The 16,453-nt window shown below is 67.5% G+C and carries 14 protein-coding genes; 6 read left to right on the forward strand and 8 right to left on the reverse strand.

Going from position 1 to position 16,453, the window contains the following annotated elements; translation table 11 throughout:
- Positions 1–57 precede the first annotated feature (57 nt).
- Positions 58–750 (reverse strand): glutathione S-transferase family protein, encoded by a 693-nt coding sequence (locus tag ACN20X_RS06250; RefSeq protein ID WP_016446508.1) that lies wholly within the window; start codon positions 748–750, stop codon positions 58–60.
- A gap of 88 nt (positions 751–838) precedes the next feature.
- Here ACN20X_RS06250 and queC point away from each other — a divergent pair, with 88 nt between their 5' ends.
- Positions 839–1,597, forward strand: a complete 759-nt coding sequence (gene queC, locus ACN20X_RS06255; RefSeq protein ID WP_034348362.1) for a 7-cyano-7-deazaguanine synthase QueC — start codon at positions 839–841, stop codon at positions 1,595–1,597.
- Between the two features lie 141 nt (positions 1,598–1,738).
- Here queC and ACN20X_RS06260 read toward each other — a convergent pair whose 3' ends face one another.
- Positions 1,739–2,311, reverse strand: coding sequence for a 5-formyltetrahydrofolate cyclo-ligase (locus tag ACN20X_RS06260; protein WP_016446506.1), 573 nt, complete (start codon positions 2,309–2,311; stop codon positions 1,739–1,741).
- A 15-nt stretch (positions 2,312–2,326) separates the two neighbouring features.
- Here ACN20X_RS06260 and ACN20X_RS06265 point away from each other — a divergent pair, with 15 nt between their 5' ends.
- Together ACN20X_RS06265 and ACN20X_RS06270 are read left to right on the forward strand one after the other, a co-directional pair.
- The gene (locus ACN20X_RS06265) at positions 2,327–4,306 is read left to right on the forward strand and encodes a lytic transglycosylase domain-containing protein (protein ID WP_016446505.1); all 1,980 of its coding nucleotides are present in this window, start codon (positions 2,327–2,329) and stop codon (positions 4,304–4,306) included.
- A 108-nt stretch (positions 4,307–4,414) separates the two neighbouring features.
- Positions 4,415–4,978: a DUF4124 domain-containing protein gene (locus tag ACN20X_RS06270; RefSeq protein WP_047326228.1), complete on the forward strand. Its 564-nt coding sequence runs from the start codon at positions 4,415–4,417 to the stop codon at positions 4,976–4,978.
- Positions 4,979–4,992: 14 nt separating this feature from the next.
- Here the strand turns inward: ACN20X_RS06270 and ACN20X_RS06275 are convergent, their stop codons facing one another.
- The 4 genes from ACN20X_RS06275 to ACN20X_RS06290 form a co-directional block, all read right to left on the reverse strand.
- The gene (locus ACN20X_RS06275; protein ID WP_016446503.1) at positions 4,993–5,673 is read right to left on the reverse strand and encodes a Fe2+-dependent dioxygenase; all 681 of its coding nucleotides are present in this window, start codon (positions 5,671–5,673) and stop codon (positions 4,993–4,995) included.
- Positions 5,674–5,783: 110 nt separating this feature from the next.
- Entirely contained in the window at positions 5,784–8,084 is a 2,301-nt protein-coding gene (locus ACN20X_RS06280) for a catecholate siderophore receptor Fiu (RefSeq protein WP_133072466.1), read from the reverse strand.
- 673 nt (positions 8,085–8,757) lie between these two features.
- On the reverse strand, positions 8,758–9,717 hold the full coding sequence (locus tag ACN20X_RS06285) for an MBL fold metallo-hydrolase (RefSeq protein ID WP_133072447.1): 960 nt from the start codon (positions 9,715–9,717) through the stop codon (positions 8,758–8,760).
- 85 nt (positions 9,718–9,802) lie between these two features.
- Positions 9,803–11,503 (reverse strand): long-chain-fatty-acid--CoA ligase, encoded by a 1,701-nt coding sequence (locus ACN20X_RS06290; protein ID WP_016451850.1) that lies wholly within the window; start codon positions 11,501–11,503, stop codon positions 9,803–9,805.
- Between the two features lie 202 nt (positions 11,504–11,705).
- Between ACN20X_RS06290 and ACN20X_RS06295 the strand changes: the two genes are divergently transcribed.
- On the forward strand, positions 11,706–12,695 hold the full coding sequence (locus ACN20X_RS06295) for an esterase/lipase family protein (protein ID WP_016451849.1): 990 nt from the start codon (positions 11,706–11,708) through the stop codon (positions 12,693–12,695).
- On the opposite strand, the gene phhA is transcribed toward ACN20X_RS06295, so the two are convergent.
- Together phhA and ACN20X_RS06305 are read right to left on the reverse strand one after the other, a co-directional pair.
- Entirely contained in the window at positions 12,629–13,540 is a 912-nt protein-coding gene (gene phhA / locus ACN20X_RS06300; RefSeq protein ID WP_016446498.1) for a phenylalanine 4-monooxygenase, read from the reverse strand. The genes ACN20X_RS06295 and phhA overlap by 67 nt on opposite strands.
- Positions 13,541–13,604: 64 nt before the next feature.
- Positions 13,605–14,723, reverse strand: coding sequence for a Bug family tripartite tricarboxylate transporter substrate binding protein (locus ACN20X_RS06305; RefSeq protein ID WP_223275136.1), 1,119 nt, complete (start codon positions 14,721–14,723; stop codon positions 13,605–13,607).
- A 374-nt stretch (positions 14,724–15,097) separates the two neighbouring features.
- Here ACN20X_RS06305 and ACN20X_RS06310 point away from each other — a divergent pair, with 374 nt between their 5' ends.
- Both ACN20X_RS06310 and ACN20X_RS06315 read left to right on the forward strand, forming a co-directional pair.
- Complete coding sequence (locus tag ACN20X_RS06310; protein ID WP_016446496.1) at positions 15,098–15,580, forward strand: Lrp/AsnC family transcriptional regulator; 483 nt, start codon at positions 15,098–15,100, stop codon at positions 15,578–15,580.
- 135 nt (positions 15,581–15,715) lie between these two features.
- Positions 15,716–16,441: a GNAT family N-acetyltransferase gene (locus ACN20X_RS06315; RefSeq protein ID WP_016446495.1), complete on the forward strand. Its 726-nt coding sequence runs from the start codon at positions 15,716–15,718 to the stop codon at positions 16,439–16,441.
- Positions 16,442–16,453: the final 12 nt, after the last annotated feature.

Raw genomic sequence — 16,453 nt, forward strand, 5'->3', positions numbered from 1 at the left:
TGCGCAGGCCGCGCCCACCCCAGCGCAGCAGTGCTCCGACTTTTGCTGGTGCGCCGCTCAGCCGGCCGCAGGCGCGCTGCGGTAGGGTTCCTCGAACGGCCGGAAATCGTGCTCGGCCAGTGCGCCCTGCACCCAGTCCTGCACGCCCGGCAAGGCGCGCACGCGGCGCACGTAGGCGTCGATGGCCGGGGCCAGCGGCAGCTCGTAGGTCGTCAGGCGCATGCACACGGGCGCGAAAAAGGCATCGACGATGCTGAACTGGTCATACAGCATGGGGCCGCTGGCCGTGGACAGCAGCGGCTGCCACAGCTCGGACAGGTGCTGGACATCGTCGCGCAGGTCCGCGCGCTCGGCCCACAGCCGCGCGCCGACCTCGGGCAACTGGGCCTCGATGTTCATGGGGCACAGCGAGCGCAGCGCGCCGAAGCCGCTGTGCATCTCGGCACAGAGGCTGCGCGCGCGGGCGCGGTTCAGGGCCAGGGTCGGCCACAGGTGTTTTTCAGGGAATTTCTCGGCCAGGTACTCGCAGATGGCCAGGCTGTCCCAGATGGCCATGCCTTCGTCCATGAGCACGGGCACGCGGCCCGAGGGAGACAGCGCGCGGGCGCGCTGCTTGAAGGCGGACTGCTCGTCGAAGCTGTCAAAGCGCAGCATGACTTCTTCGAAAGCAATGCCGGCCTGGCGCATCAGCACCCAGGGGCGCATGGACCAGGATGAGTAATTCTTGTTGCCGATATAGAGCGTGAGCATGGCCGCAACCTCCGCGATAGGCCCTACAGCTTAGCAAGCATGGCAGGAAAACCCATGTAGGAGCCGGGCGCTGCCTGGGCGCGCTCTAATGCGTGCCATGCAAAACGATAGCTCTTCCCCCCAGGCGCCAGCGGGGCGCCACACGGCTGCGCTGGTCCTGTTTTCCGGCGGCCAGGATTCGACCACCTGCCTGGCGCAGGCGCTGTCGCTCTACGAGCGCGTCGAGACCCTGGGTTTCGACTACGGCCAGCGCCACAGCGTGGAAATGCAGGTGCGCCAGCAGGTGCGCGAGCGGCTGGCCAGGGATTTTCCCGGATGGGCACCGCGCCTGGGTGACGACCATGTCCTCTCGCTGGACGTGCTGCAACAGATCGGCGGCTCCTCCCTGACCGAGGACGTGGCCTTCGCCATGCAGGCCGACGGCCTGCCCAACACCTTCGTGCCCGGCCGCAACCTGCTGTTCCTGACCCTGGCCGGCGCGCTGGCCTACCGTCGCGGCCTGTCGGTCATCGTCACCGGCGTCTGCGAGACCGACTACTCCGGCTACCCCGACTGCCGTGACGACACCATGAAGGCCATGCAGCTCGCCCTGAACCTGGGCCTGGAGCGGCGCCTGCGCATCGAAACCCCGCTTATGTGGATAGACAAGGCCCAGACCTGGCAAATGGCCCACGACCTGGGTGGCGACACCCTGGTGGACCTCATCCAGCGCGACACCCACACCTGCTACCAGGGCACGCGCGAGACGCTGCACGACTGGGGCTACGGCTGCGGAACCTGCCCCGCCTGCGACCTGCGAGCCCGCGGCTGGCATCAATGGCAGGCGCAGCGCGAGACAGCAAACTAAAGAAGCACAGCGCTAAAAACCGGCGCGGCCAAAAGCGAGGGACACCGAGCAAGGGTCGCCCCGCAGTGAGGGTGTCGTCCCCCTCCCCCGCGAAGCGGGCAGAGAGGGGAAAGGCGCGCAGCGCCTCAGGGGGTGCTTGTTCTACACCGGCCAGACGACTCCGTGGTCGTTCAAGATGGCGTCCAGCGGCAGGTCATGCGGCTCGGGCTCGAACTCGTCCACATAGCCGCAGCCGTAGCCCAGGCCCACGGTGAAGGGCCTGGGCTGCAGCTCGGCCAGGGTGCGGTCGTAGAAACCGCCGCCATAGCCCAGGCGGTAGCCACCGGCCGCGTAGCCCACGCAGGGCACGAACAGCAGGGTGGGGGTGAGGGTTTCGGTGTCCTTGGGCTTGGGAATGCCGTAAGCATCCTCTTCCATGGGACAGCCCGGGTACCAGGCGTGAAAGCTGAGTGTCTTACGCTGCTTGTCGATCACGGGCAATCCGATGCGGCGTCTTTGTGGGGTACCCTGTAGCTCGCCATCTTCCTTCCACCGGTGAAGCGCTGGCAGCGGGTCGAACTCCCCCTTGATCGGCCAATAGGCGCCGATGATGCTGTCGGGCCGCTGTATCAGCCAAAAGCGCATGACCTGCTGCAGCGCGTCGGCGCGCTGCAATCGGTCGGGAAGGTTGAGGCGCTGGTCTATCAAGCTGCGGCGCAGGGCTGCTTTGTCCATCAGATAATTTCCTCCATGCACTGGCTGAAGATTTTGACACCGCTTCTGGCGGCTTCCCTCTGGACCACCGCAGCCACGCCTGCGCTGGCGCAAAACCGTGGCGACGACGTCCTGCTGGAAATGCAGCAGGCCTTTCGCAAGGGCGACAAGGCCAAGCTCACGCAGCTGCTGCCTTCTGCGCGTGGCCATGTGCTCGAACCTTGGGCCGCCTATTGGGAACTCAAGGCCCGGCTCGAAGAAGCCAGTGCCGACGAGATTCTGGGGTTTTTCAAGCGCTGGCCCGGCACCTACCAGGAAGACCGGCTGCGCAATGACTGGCTGCTGCTGCTGGGGCAGCGGCGCGACTGGGGCATGTTCGACCAGGTGCACGGGGCGTTTCGCATGCGCGATGACCGTTCCGTCAACTGCTATGCCCTGCTGATCGACAACCTCAAGGGCCAGCCTGCCGCCAATCTCGGCCAGCAGGTCCGCGACCTGTGGTGGGCCCAGCGCGACGCCGACGACGGCTGCACCTATGCTGCCGGCGAGCTGTACGCAGCCAAGCAGATCAGCGAGCCCGAAGTCTGGCGCAAGGCACGCCAGTCGGCCGAGGCCAATCGCCAGAAGGCCACGCGCGATGCCGTGGCCATCGTCGCGCCCGAGGCCCTGCCCCAGGTGGCGCAGGTATTCGCCTCGCCGGCGAAATACCTTGCCGGGCAGACGCGCGTGCGCGGTGCCGTGCCCAAGGAACTGGCGCTGCTGGCGCTGATCCGCATGGCGTCCAGCGACCCGGCGGCGGCGGCCACCCAGCTGGAAGGCGGCTGGGGTGCCCGGCTGACGGCCGAGGAGAACAACTGGGCCTGGGGCGTGATCGGCAAGCAGGCCGCGCTCAAGCTGCAGCCCGAGGCTGCGGCCTATTTCGGCAAGGTGCGCAAGGACGGCGATCTCAGCGACGAACTGCTGGGTTGGAAGGTGCGTGCCGCGTTGCGTGCAGGCGACTGGCGCACGGTGCGCCGCGCCATCGACGCCATGGGGCCTGAGCGCACCGAACACACATGGACCTACTGGAAGGCCCGCGCCCTGCTGTCGGGCCGCCCCAGCGAGCAGGAGCGCTCCGAGGCGCGCCAGCTGCTGGAGGACATGGCCGGCCCCGGCAGTTTCTACGAGCAACTGGCGCTGGAGGACATCGGCCAGCGCGTGACGGCCCCACCGCCGCCTGCGCCGCCCACGGCACAGGAGAAGGCCGCCGCCCGCGCCAACCCCAGCCTGGTGCGCGGCCTCTACGCCATCCAGAACGGCCTGCGCAGCGAAGGCGTGCGTGAATGGAACTACGCCACCAACCTGCACCAGGCCGGCGGCATGAACGACCGCGAACTGCTGGCCGCCGCCGACCTGGCCTGCCAGCAGCAGGTCTGGGACCGCTGCATCAACACCAGCGAGCGCACCCGCAGCTTTGCCGACTGGAGCCAGCGCTTTCCCATGCCCTTCCACGACACGGTGCTGGCGCGCTCGCGCTCCATCGGCCTGGACCCGGCCTACGTCTATGGACTGATCCGCCAGGAAAGCCGCTTCATCATGGATGCGCGCTCGGGCGTGGGCGCCTCGGGCCTGATGCAGGTCATGCCGGCCACGGCCCGGTGGACGGCGCGCAAGATCGGCATGACGGACTTTTCCCCGTCCATGATCAATGACCGCGATGTGAATATCACCATAGGCACCGCCTATCTGAAGCTGGCGCTGGACGATTTCGACGGCTCCATGGCGCTGGCTGCGGCCGGCTACAACGCCGGCCCCGGCCGCCCGCGCAACTGGCGCAACGGCCCGGTGCTCGACGCCGCCATCTGGGCCGAGAACGTGCCCTTCACCGAGACGCGCGACTATGTGAAGAAGGTGCTGTCCAACACCACCAACTACGCGGCGCTGATCACGGGCCAGCCCCAGTCGCTCAAGAGCCGCCTGGGCACCATCGGCCCCCGTGATGCGGCCACGCCCGACCCCAGCAAGGACCTGCCCTGAGCCGCACTTGACATTCCTGCGGGGTGCGGCGATGCCTGTCGGCGCTACACTTGGTTACCGACTGGCGGGCCGCATGCCGCGGCCCCGGATACCGCAGGGGTTTCAAGAATGACAACAACAGGGAGCCGCGCGGCCTGGGTCGCGCTGGGTCTTGCATGGGCGTGCACGGCGGCAGCGCAGCCCGTCTACAAATGGGTGGATGCCGAAGGGCGCACGCACTACGGTTCGCAGCTGCCCGTCGACCAGGCCGATGCCGGCCAGATCAAGGTCTCGCCCAATGGCAGCTCGGGCGCAGGCTCGGGCCGGTTTGGCGAAGAGCGCAATCCCGACGGCACGAAGAAGCTGCCCAGGCAGGTGCGCGAGCTGGCGGACGGCGTGGCCAAGGGCCTGAGCAAGGTCGATTCCAAGGAGGTGCCGCTGAACTGCGCAGCCGCCGTGGACAACATCCGCAGCCAGGTGGACACCATGGTCGAGAACGGCCAGAAGAACCTCAAGGGCGGCTACATCACGCAGGCGCAGTTCGATGCAACCGCGGGCAAGTTCCGCGAGGCGCGCACGCACGCCACGGTGGCCGACTGCCAGGCCTCCACGGGCCGCTCCAAGGCCATGTACCAGTGCATGTCCAACAGCTACAACCACCTGATCGGCTGCGCGGAAAAGCACAAGCCCTGAAGGGATCCGATCCCTCAGGTCTCGGCCCACATGCGCAGCAGGTTGTGATATTGGCCCGCGAGGCTGAGGGTTTCATCGGTCTCGCCCAGCTTCTCGCGCAGGCGCTGGATGGTCTGGTCCATCTCGAACAGCATGGCGCGGCGTGTGTCGTCGCGCACCATGCTTTGCGCCCAGAAGAAGGCGCACACGCGCTCGCCCCGGGTGACGGGCTCCACGCGGTGCAGGCTGGTGGAGGGATAGAGGATCAGGTCGCCGGCCGGCAGCTTGACCTCGTGCGTGCCGTAGGTGTCCACCACGACCAGCTCGCCGCCATCGTAGTCCTCGGGATCGCAGAGGAAGAGGGTGCAGGACACATCGGTGCGCATCCACTGCTGCGCGCCTGGCAGGCGCCGTGCCGCACCGTCCACGTGCAGGCCATAGGTTTCACTGTCCGCGTAGCGGTTGAACAGCGGCGACATGGTGCGCGCGGGCAGGGCGGCACTGAAGTACAGCGCATTGGCCGCCAGCGCCTGCTCGATGGTGCGGCCCTGCTCCAGTGCCACGGGCGAGTCTTCGGGCAACTGGCGGTTGCGCTTGACCCGGGCGCCTTGGCTGCCCGCCGTGGCACGGCCATCCACCCAGTCGGCGGCGTCGATGGCTGTGCGGATCGCAGTGACCTGCTGGCGCGTGAGCACGTCGGGAATGTGCAGCATCATGGTGCGGGTCCTCCTCGCATGGAAAAAGCCCCGGCGGGGCCGGGGCGGTACTGGGATTGTCGGCGCTCTGCGCGCGGCGAGGCCGGCGCGGCCGCCCGTCTTGCATCCACTCAGAAGCGGAAGTTCGCCGTCACGCGCACGGAGCGCGGCGTGCCCGGGAAATAGCGGTAGCCGCTCTTGTTGATGGCGCCCACATACTCCTTGTCGAACAGGTTGTAGAAGTTCAGCTGGATGTCGGCGTTCTTGTTGATGCGGTAGCTGGCCATGGCGTCGAAGACCCAGTAGGCATCGGTGAAGTTGGGCGTGCCCACGGCGCCGTCGGTGCCACGCTTGAGTCCGCCCGAGTAGCGCGCCCCGCCAGCCAGCGTCAGGCCGAACGGGAACTGGTAGCTGGTCCACAGCGAGAAGGCGTTCTTGGGCGTATAGGTCAGGCCGCTGGAGCCGTCCTGCGCCACGGTGGCGCCCGTGTCCACCTTGGTATCCTGCAGCGTGTAGCCGGCAGTCACGCCCCAGGCGGGCGTGATCTGGCCCGTGGCGCCCAGCTCCAGGCCCTGCACGATCTTCTTGCCGGTCTGTCCCACGGTGCCGTCAGGGTTGGTGACGATCTCGTTGGTGATCTCGGTGCGGAACAGCGCGCCTGTCAGCAGCAGGCGCTTGTCCATCAGCTCCCACTTGGTTCCCAGTTCGGCGGTCTTGGCCTTTTGCGGGTCCATGTTGGGGTTGTTGGCGTTGTTGGCGGCCGTGGACAGCGTGAAGTTGGCTCCGCCCGGTGGCTGCTGCGACAGGGCGTAGTTCACGTACACGCTGCCATTGGGCGCGGGCTTGTAGAGGCCGCCGATCTTCCAGCTCAGCAGGGTGTCGGAGGCCTCCAGGCCCACGGCGCTGGGCAGCACGGTGCCTGCAGGATTGCTGCCGCAGGCCGGGCCGCTGCGGCCGCCGCAGACGGCGCGTGCGTCGTACTGCGTCTTGTAGCGGTCCAGGCGCAGGCCGGCGTTGGCCTGCCATTGCTCGTTGAACTTGAGCGTGTCGAAGGCGTACAGCGCGAAGGTGTCGGTCGAGCCCTTGCTGTCGGCGCCGTTGCGCGACCAGTTCAGGCCGGAGTTGGGCACCTGCGGGTCATAGAGGCTGGCATTGGGCCAGGCGCCCGTGGTGCCCGTGCCGTAGTTGCTCTGCTTTTCGCGCGTGATCTCCACCCCGGTGCTCAGCTCGTGCCGCACGCTGCCTGTCGCCAGCTTGGTCGTCAGGTTGGTCTGGTTGGTGACGATGTCGTTGACCTGGTTCTTGAAGGTCGGCAGGCTGCGTGCCACGGTCCAGTCGGCGGGATTGCTGCTGTTGTTGCTGGACAGCGTCATGAAGGCCGTGAGCAGGTAGTCCTGCTTGGTGCGGCCCCAGCGCGTGGTGTTGCGCAGCGTGGTGTCGGGCGTGAAGTCGTGCTCCACGCGCAGCGTGACCATGTCGGCCGTCACGTCGTCGTGGTCGGCGCTGGTGCCGTAGAAGCGGCTGGGGTCCACGGGGCGGCCCGCGTTCAGGCGCGCATCGGTGTTGCTGTAGCCGGGCAGGCCGATGGTGGGCACGCCGCCGTCCGGCACATTGCTTTGCTTGACGTGCAGCACGTTCAGGTAGGTGCGCGTGTCGGTGTTCAGTCCGAAGGCGAACGACGGTGCGATGCCCCAGCGGTCATTGGCCACGCGGTCGCGGCCGGCGACGCCGGCGTCCTGCACCATGGCGTTGAGCCGGAAGGCCGCACCGCCCATGCCGGTCAGGCTCTTGTTCCAGTCCACGGTGGAGCGCTTGTAGCTGCCCGAACCCGCGCCCAGCGAGGCGCCGAAGCTGTCGGCCAGGCTGGGCTGCTTGGTGACCATGTTGATGGCGCCGGTGGGCGCGCTGCGGCCGTAGTCGGTGCTGGCCGGGCCCTTGGTGACTTCCACCTGCTCGGTGTTGAACACGTCGCGCGAGATGGAGCCCACGTCGCGCACGCCGTCCACATAGATGCTGTTGGAGGTGTCGAAGCCGCGCATGTAGATGGCATCACCCGTGCTGGTGTTGCCGTTCTCGCCCGCGTAGAAGGTGCCGGCGCCGGGCACGTTGCGCAGCGCCTCGGTCAGCGTGGTGGCGCCTTGTTCCTGCAGCACCTGCTCCTTGATGACGGAGATGGTCTGCGTCGTGTCCACCAGCGGCTGCGTGAACTTGGGGGAGGAGACCTGTGCGGGTTCGTAGCCGGTGCTGCGCGAGCCTTCGACGGTCACTTCCTTGAGGCTGGGCGCGGTCCTGGCGCTGGGCGTCTGTGTCTGGGCCACGGCCGGCATGCCCAGGGTGGCCAGGGCCGCGGCTGCAGCGATGATGCCGGCCGACGGCGAGCGGCCAGCGCTGTCGTGTTTGCGGCTTTTGATGTACGAGTTGGAGTTCGCCATGGTTGAACGGAAAGCGGGATGGGCAGTGAACATGCTGGCTTGCTGGCCGGCGTTGCGCGGGCGGCTGGAGAGCTGTCTTGGCTTGCCGGTGCTGGCTGGATCAGGCAGTTTTGCCTGGATTGAGAATGGTAATGATTCCTAATAAAAATATAAGAATAGTCTGATAAGTGAATGGATGGCCGTTGCCGCCCAGCAACAGCCCTGTCTCGGAACTTCAGCGCGGCGACCAGCCTGGCCGAGCGCGCCCCGCCCGGGATATGGTGCGCGCCGCGCGCTGTTCAGGCTGGCGATGTAACGCTGGTTGGCGAGGTTGTAGACGTTCAGCTGCAGGCTCAGGTTCGCGCTGAGCTCCCAGGCCATGAAGGCGTACAGCGCAAGGGTCTTGGTGTGGCCTTCGTTGATCTGGCCGGCATAGCGGATGTCCTGGCCCGTGATCGCATCGCTGACGCCGGGATCGTAGAGATTGGCGGGCGCCAGGGCGCCTGCGCCCGTACTCGGAACCCGAGGCGCCCTTGACGATCTCGATGTCCTCGATGTTGAAGGTGTCGCGCATCGGGCTGCCCAGGTTGCGCACGCGGTCGATGAAGATGCTGCCCGTGGTGCCGCAGCTGCGCAGTGCTTGCGGCCGGTGATGTGATTGGCGTGGTTTGCGCCTATCGCAGATCTGTTTCGTTCAGGCGTTGTGAACCCATTCGCCCTCGCGCTGCGCCGCGCCCGATTGCACCAGCGCATCCACCAGCGTGCGGCTCCAGTGCTCGGCGGTCTCGTGGCTGAAATAGCCTGTATGCAGCATGCCGAAGTAGGGCGTGGCGTCCAGCCAGGCCAGCAGTTCAGTGGTGCGCACGCGCTGCCAGTCCAGCAGCCGGTACTTGAGCAGCACCTTGGCCGCGTAGAGGGCATGGCGCTCGGGGGCGCGCACAAAGCCGTCCAGGCGGCGGCGCGCCGTGTCCAGCGCCGCGGCCACGCCCGTGAAAACGCCGCCGTGGCCGGGGACGATGGTGAGCGGTGCCAGGGCCTCGATCACATCCAGCGTGGCGGCCACTTCCTCGAAGGCCTGCAGGCCCTCGATTTCGGGAAACACCACGCCGAAGCCGTTTTCCCAGAGCGCATCGGCCGAGATCAGTGTGCGGCTGGCAGGCTCGAACAGGATGATGGAGTGCGGGTCATGCCCCGGCGCGGCATGGATCTGCCAGTCGCGCCCGGCCAGCCGCACGCTGGCGCCGGGCTGCAGTACGCCGGTCAGCGCAAATGGCGGGCATTCCTGGCCGGTGGGGGTGTAGCTCAGCGCCTCGGGATTCCAGTGGCGCACGAATTCGGCCTGGCCCGGCGCGACATAGGTCCGGGCCTGCGGCCAGCGCGCCTGCAGTGCGGCATTGCCGCCGCAGTGGTCGCTGTGCAGATGGGTGTTGAGGATACGCGCCAGCGGCTGGCCCGCCAGCGTCTGCTCGATCAGCAGCACGGTCTGATCGGCATGGCTGACGTAGCCGGTATCGACCACGGCCGCGCCGTCGTCCTGCGGATCGGCAGGGTCGGCCGCGAAGACGATGTTGTTGGCCGACAGCCAGCCGCGCTCCAGCACGGTCATGCCGGGGGGCAGCGCGGCGCTGTCGCTGGTTGGTGCGGAGGTTGTCATGAGGAGGTGGGCAGCTTTTGCCCGAGGCTAACAGCCGCAGGCAGCCACGGCTGACGCGTGGGCTACAGCTGCGGCTGTCCGGATTTCAGGCGGGATCGCGCAGGGCGCGCCGCAGGATCTTGCCCACATTGGTCTTGGGCAGTTCGTCGCGGAACTCCACCTGCCGCGGGCGCTTGTAGCCGGTGAGCTGGTCATGGCAAAAGCGCATCACCTGGTCCTCGGTCAGTGCCGGGTCGCTGCGCACCACGTAGACCTTGATGGCCTCGCCCTGGCGCTCGTCAGCCACGCCCACGGCCGCGCATTCGAGCACGCCGGGGCACATGGAGATCACGTTCTCCAGCTCGTTCGGATAGACGTTGAAGCCGCTGACCACCATCATGTCCTTCTTGCGGTCGATGATGCGGGTGAAGCCTTCCTGGTCCATCACGCCGATGTCGCCGGTACGCATGTAGCCGTCGGCCGTGAAGGCCTTGGCGGTTTCGTCGGGCTGGTTGTAGTAGCCGCGCATGACGTTGGGGCCCTTGATGCACAGCTCGCCGGCCTCGCCGGCCGGGAGATCGCGGCCTTCGTCGTCCTTGATGGCGATGGAGATGCCCGGCAGCGGCAGGCCGATGGTGCCGCTGAAGGCTGTGGCGGTGACGGGGTTGTTGGTGCCGATGGCGCAGGTCTCGCTCATGCCCCAGCCCTCGATCATCACGCTGCCCGTGACCTGCTGCCACTGGCGCGCCGTGCCCTCGCTGGCGGCCATGCCCCCGGCCTGCGACACGCGCAGCTGCGAGAAGTCCAGCTCGCGGAACTGGGCGTTGTTGAGCAGGGCGTTGAACAGGGTGTTGACGGCCGGCAGGATGTGGAAGGGCCGTTTCTGCAGCACCTTGACGAACTTGGGGATGTCGCGCGGATTGGGGATCAGGCTCAGGCTGGCGCCCATGCGCATGGCAAACAGGCTCACCGTGAGCGCGAAGATGTGGTACAGCGGCAGCGCCGCGATGATGTGCGTGTCCTGCGCGCTGACGCGCCCGTGCAGGGCCGGCGTGAACCAGGCATGCGCCTGCAGCGTGGCGGCCACGATGCAGCGGTGGGTGAGCACGGCACCCTTGGACAGCCCGGTGGTGCCGCCCGTGTATTGCAGGAAGGCCACCGAATCCAGTCCCGCCTGGCTGGGGCGCAGCTCTTTCTGGGCGCCGCGCGCCAGCGCCTGGGAAAAGGTCGTGACCTCGCGCACGGTGCCGCCCTCACCGTCCAGCGGCAGGCTGTAGGCCGGCACCATCTTGGCCAGGTGGCGCACGGCGAAGGTGATCCAGCTGCCATACATGCCGCCCAGCAGATCGCCCATGGCCGTGACGCAGACATGGCGGATGGCGCTGCGCTCGATCACGTCGGCCAGGGTGTGGGCGAAGTTCTCCAGGATGATGATGGCCGTGGCGCCCGAGTCCTTGAGCTGGTGCTCCAGCTCGCGCGGGGTGTACAGCGGATTGACGTTGACACAGGTGTAGCCGGCGCGCAGCACGGCCGCCATGCTCACGGCGAACTGCGGCACATTGGGCAGCATGATGGCCACGCGCGCATCGGGCTCCAGCCCCAGACCCTGCAGCCAGGCGCCCAGGCGCGTGGACAGCTGGTCCAGCTCGCGGTAGCTCATCCAGCGGTCCATGCACACCGAGAAGGGCAGGTCCGCATGCTGGGTGAAGGCCTCCTCCAGCAGATGTGTGAGCGAGCGGTATTGCTCGGGATGCACCTCGTGGGGCACATCGGCGGGATAGTTCTTGAGCCAGGGCGCAGCGTCCATGCAGGGTACCTTGGGTTGCTGGTGAGACAGGGGAACGGCAAAGGGGCAGGCGCCGGTCGGCCGGCCACCGCTGCGGCTGATTCTGGTCAGGCGGGTGCTTTGCGGTCTACGCGGGGTTGTCCTAGGCAGGGGCCGCCGTCCCCCACGAAAGTGCGGCCGCTCTGTGCTACGTTGGCGTTTTTTTCAGGGAGGGCGGGCTGCCGTGAACGCACGCATTCTGCAAATGGTGGCGCTGGGCACGCTGGCCGGCGCCATGGCCTGGCTGGCATGGTGGTGGCCGGAATCGCGCGGGCTGGCGCTGGCAGGAGCGCTGCCGGGCCTGTGCTGGCCGGGCCTGCATCTGGGCCTGCAGATGGTGTTGATGCGCCGCGTGGTGCGCAAGGCCGGCGCACCCGTGCCCGCATGGCGCACGGTGGCGGCAGCCTGGCTCGCCGAGTGGGCATTGGCCGTGCAGGTGTTTGGCTGGCGCCTGCCCTTCCGGGTCCATGCCGAGGCCGATGGCTGGCCAGGTGACCCGGCCGCAGGACAAAACGCAAGCCCGGTCACAGGCCAGGTCGGCATGGTGCTGGTCCACGGTTTCTTCTGCAATCGCGCGGTCTGGGCGCCATGGCTGCGGCGGCTCAAGGAACGCGGCATTGCCTGCGCGGCCATGACGCTGGAGCCGGCGCACGGCGCATCCATCGACGCCATGGTGGCCGACCTCGATGCCTGCGCACGCCGCATGGCCCAGGCCACGGGGCAGGCGCCGCTGATCGTGGCCCACAGCATGGGCGGGCTGGTGGTGCGTGCCTGGCTGGGCCGGTTGTCCGCGCAGGAGCGCCGGCAACTGGCTGCCCATGTGGTGACCCTGGCCACGCCGCACCGCGGCACCTGGATGGCGCGCTTCGCCCATGGCCTGCCGGCGCTTCAGATGCGCGAGGACAGTTCCTGGCTGCAGCGCCTGGGGCCGCCGCCGCCCGAGGTGGCCTTCAGCTGCTGGTGGAGCTGCTGCGACAACATCGTCTTTCCCTTCCCCGTGGCCACGCTGCCAGGGCAGCACGCGCACCGCCTGGACGACGTGGCCCATGTGCAGCTGGTGTTCGACGAGCGCGTCTGGCGCTTTTGCCTGGAGCTGCGCGAGCGGCTTCAGGACGCGGAAGTCTGCAGGGCCACTTCACCGGGCAGCAGCGCATCGGCCGCGATGGTCGGCTGATCGCGCAGCTGGCGGTACAGCGGCTCGAAATCGGCGGCCGTGAGGTCGAACAGCTGCTGCAGGTCGTCGATCACGAAGTAGGTGTGCTGGTAGGTGTCGATCTTGTAGAGCGTGCGCATGGCGCGCTCCAGCGACAGCGGCAGGCGCTGCGGCTCGGGGCTGCGCACCGAGTAGTTGAGCTCGCCCGAAGAACTCAGAATGCCCGCGCCGTAGGCGCGCAGGCCGCCCTGCTCGCGGATCAGCCCGAACTCGATGGTGTACCAGTACAGGCGCGACAGCATCTCGCAGGCGCCCAGCTCGGCGGCCTTGAGCCCGCCCTGGCCATAGGCCTGGATATAGTCGGCGATGACGGGGTTGAACAGCAGCGGCACATGGCCGAAGAGGTCATGGAAGACATCGGGCTCGACGATGTACTCGAACTCCTCGGGCTTGCGGATCCAGTCCGTGACCGGGAATTTGCGGTTGGCCAGCAGCGAGAAGAAGGGCACCTCGGGAATCAGGCCCGGCACGCCGACGATCTCCCAGCCCGTGGCGCGGCGCAGGCGCTCGTTGACTTCCTCGAAGCGCGGAATGCGGTCCTTGGCGCCCAGCGAGGGCAGGGCGTCGATGAAGTGCTGGCTGGCCAGTCCCGGCAGCAGGGCGGACTGGCGTTCGTACAGGCGCCGGTAGGTGTCGTGGTCGGCCTCGGTGTAGGCGTCGTAGTCCTGCGCGCAGGTGTAGTCGTCGCTGGCGCGGCTGTAGTCGCCGCGCGGGGGGCGGTCGGCCTGGCCGTAGACCACGGGTGCCACACCGGGGGCGTGGGCAGGGGCGTGGGACGAGGTGGGGGTCGCTGCGGTGCTCATCATGGTGCTCTCCAGGGATCTTGTCATTGCTGCCCCGGGCCGGGGGCAGGCAAGGCACCTGCGCGGCTCAGAGCTGGCGGATTCGGGCGGCCTGCACCAGCAGGCCGTATTTGCTGTGCTCGGAGCGCACAAAGCGCGCGAACTCCTGCAGCTGAAGGTCTTCGGGCAGCACGCCCATGGCGGTCAGCGTTTCCTGCACCGGACTGCTGCGCATGGCCTTCGAGAACACGGCGGCATGGCGCTGGGCCAGGTCGGCGGGCCAGCCGGCAGGCGCGAACAGGCCGAACCAGTTGGCGAGGTTGAAGCCCGGTACCGTGTCGTTGAGGCTGGGCACCTCGGGCAGCAGCGGCACGCGTTCCAGCGTGGTCACGGCCAGGGCCTGCAGCCGGCCTGCACGGATGTGCGGCAGCGAGGACGCCAGGCTGTCGAACAGCAGATCGGCCGATCCGTCGAGCAGGGCCGACAGCGCCGGCTGCGTTCCGCCAAACGGCAGATGCAGCAGCGGCAGCCGCGTGAGCATCTGGTACATCTCGCCCGACAGGTGCCCGCTGCTGCCCGGCCCGCCCGAGGCATAGCGCAGCGGCTGGCGGTGCTTGGCAAGAAAGCGCTGCAGGTCCAGCGCCGTGCGTATGCGCCACTGGCGCGCCAGATCGCTGCGCATCACCAGCACATTGGGCATGCGCGCCACCAGCACCAGCGGCTGGAAGTCGCGCAGCGGGTCGTAGCCCAGCTGGGGCTGCAGCCAGGGCAGCACGGCGTGCGTGGCGGCCGCGCCCATCAGCAGCAAGCGGTCCTGGGCCGTGGCCTGGGCCACCATGTTCGAGCCCTTGGCGCCGCCTTCGCCCGGCACGTAAAGAATGTGGATGGCCCCCAGCTTCGCGGAGCTGGCCTCGACCAGAGGACGCGCCGTGCGGTCCAGGGGGCCGCCGGCTGCATAGGGAACGATCAGGGTCAGGGCGTCGGATTTCGCGTCGCGCGCCGGGGCTGTCAAGGCTGTCGAGGCTGTCGGGGGCGGCTGGGGCTGTGCCGAAGCCGGCAGCCAGGGCAGGGCGGCCAGGGCCGCCAGCAGGCTGCGCCGCGCCATCCGGGCCGACGGCTGCGGGCCGGCTGCCGCAGGTGCACGTACTGGCGCAGATGCACGGGCATGGCGTGGCATGGCGCGGGTGGCGTCGTGGCGGGGCGTCATGGCGTGAAGCGAAATGGAGGCGATCCCCGCAGTATAGGCAGCGCCGACTGCCGCTGAGGCCGCACGCGCCCATGTCCTGCGCGCGCCGGGCCGTCTGTGCGCGGGCGGGGAACTGGGCCAGGTTCAGCGGGGCTTTCATGGGGGTCTCCGGCCTTTTTGTGCAGGACAGTGTTTCGGGCGCCCCAGGCATGGCCTGCGGGCTTGCGATCAGTGCTGTCACTGTAGGCGGGAGGGGCTTCAGCTTTTTGCCGTTTGCCCTTGGTGGGAAAATGCGGAATGCATGAAAATTGCGGAATTCTTTTGTTTATCGCAATTTAACTGGTTAATTCGGGTTAACCCTGAAGAAATTCGTACTTATTTACGAGTCCACCGCCATGAGCGCCACGCACACCATCGACAAACTGGATCGGGCCATTTTGCGCCGCCTGCAGGCCAACGGCCGGGAAACCTATGACGTCATCGGGGAGCAGGTCGGCCTGTCTCCCAGTGCCGTGCTGCGCCGGGTCAAGCGCCTGGAAGACAGCGGCGTGATCGACCGCTATGTGGCCCTGGTCCAGCCGGAGACCGTGGGCCTGGGGCTGACCGCCTATCTCAACGTGCGCCTGGAGAAGTACACCGAGACCAGCAAGCGCAACCCCATGGACGTGTTCCGCGCCAGCGTGCAGACTTGGCCCGAAGTGGTGGAGTGCGTGTCGCTGACCGGGGAGATGGACTATCTGATGCGTGTGGTCGTGGCCGACATGCAGCACTACACGCGCTTCGTCATGGACACCTTGCTCAAGCATCCCAGCGTGCAGGATTGCAAGACCAGCTTCGTGATGGATCGCGTCAAGGTGACCACGGCCGTGCCTTTGTAGCCTTCGGGCTCGACAGGCGCCAGGCCGTTGGGTGTTGCAGGGAGGAGAAATTGGTTTGCATGCCAAAACCTTACGGTTTTGTTGCATTGCAATATCTTCGTTGCTCGACCTCGGGTTTTTACCTATATTTGAGCCATGAATGCATCCAAAGACTGGTTGAAGGCGTCCTGGCAGGCCGGCCGGGACATGTTGCGTGCGAGCGCAGGCCAGCCGCACCGTCCCGATGGGCGCTCCGCGTCCATGGTGCCCATTCGTTCGCTGGGCCCGTCCCACCGCGAACGCGTGGTGGCGCATTTGCTCAAGCTCGATGAAGGCGACCGCTACCTGCGCTTCGGCTATGCGGCCAGCGACGAGCAGGTTCGCCGCTATGCGATGCAGCTTGATTTCGAGCGCGACGACATCTTCGGCATCTACAACCGCCGGCTCGAGCTGATCGCCATGGCGCATCTGGCCTTTGCCTCGCATCCCGAGCACAAGAGCTGCGCCGAATTCGGCGTTTCCGTGCTCAAGCAGGCACGCGGCCGCGGCTACGGCGGGCGCCTGTTCAACCGCGCGGTGATCCATGCACGCACCAAGGGCGTGTCCATGATGTTCATCCACGCGCTGTCGGAGAACACGGCCATGCTCAAGATTGCGCGCAAGGCCGGCGCCACCATCAAGCGCGATGGCTCCGAGTCCGAGGCCTACCTGCAGCTGCCGCCCGCCGGCATCGACACGCACATGGCGTCGCTGATGACCGAGCACATCGGCGAGGTGGACTACCAGCTCAAGAAGCAGGCCAAGCAGTTCTGGGATTTCCTGGCCGACGTGCAGGAAATCCGCCGTGGCGTGCAGGATGGCCGCCACCAGGCCGGCGAATAGGCGCAAAACGCC

This window comes from Delftia sp. PX-1, assembly GCF_055797465.1.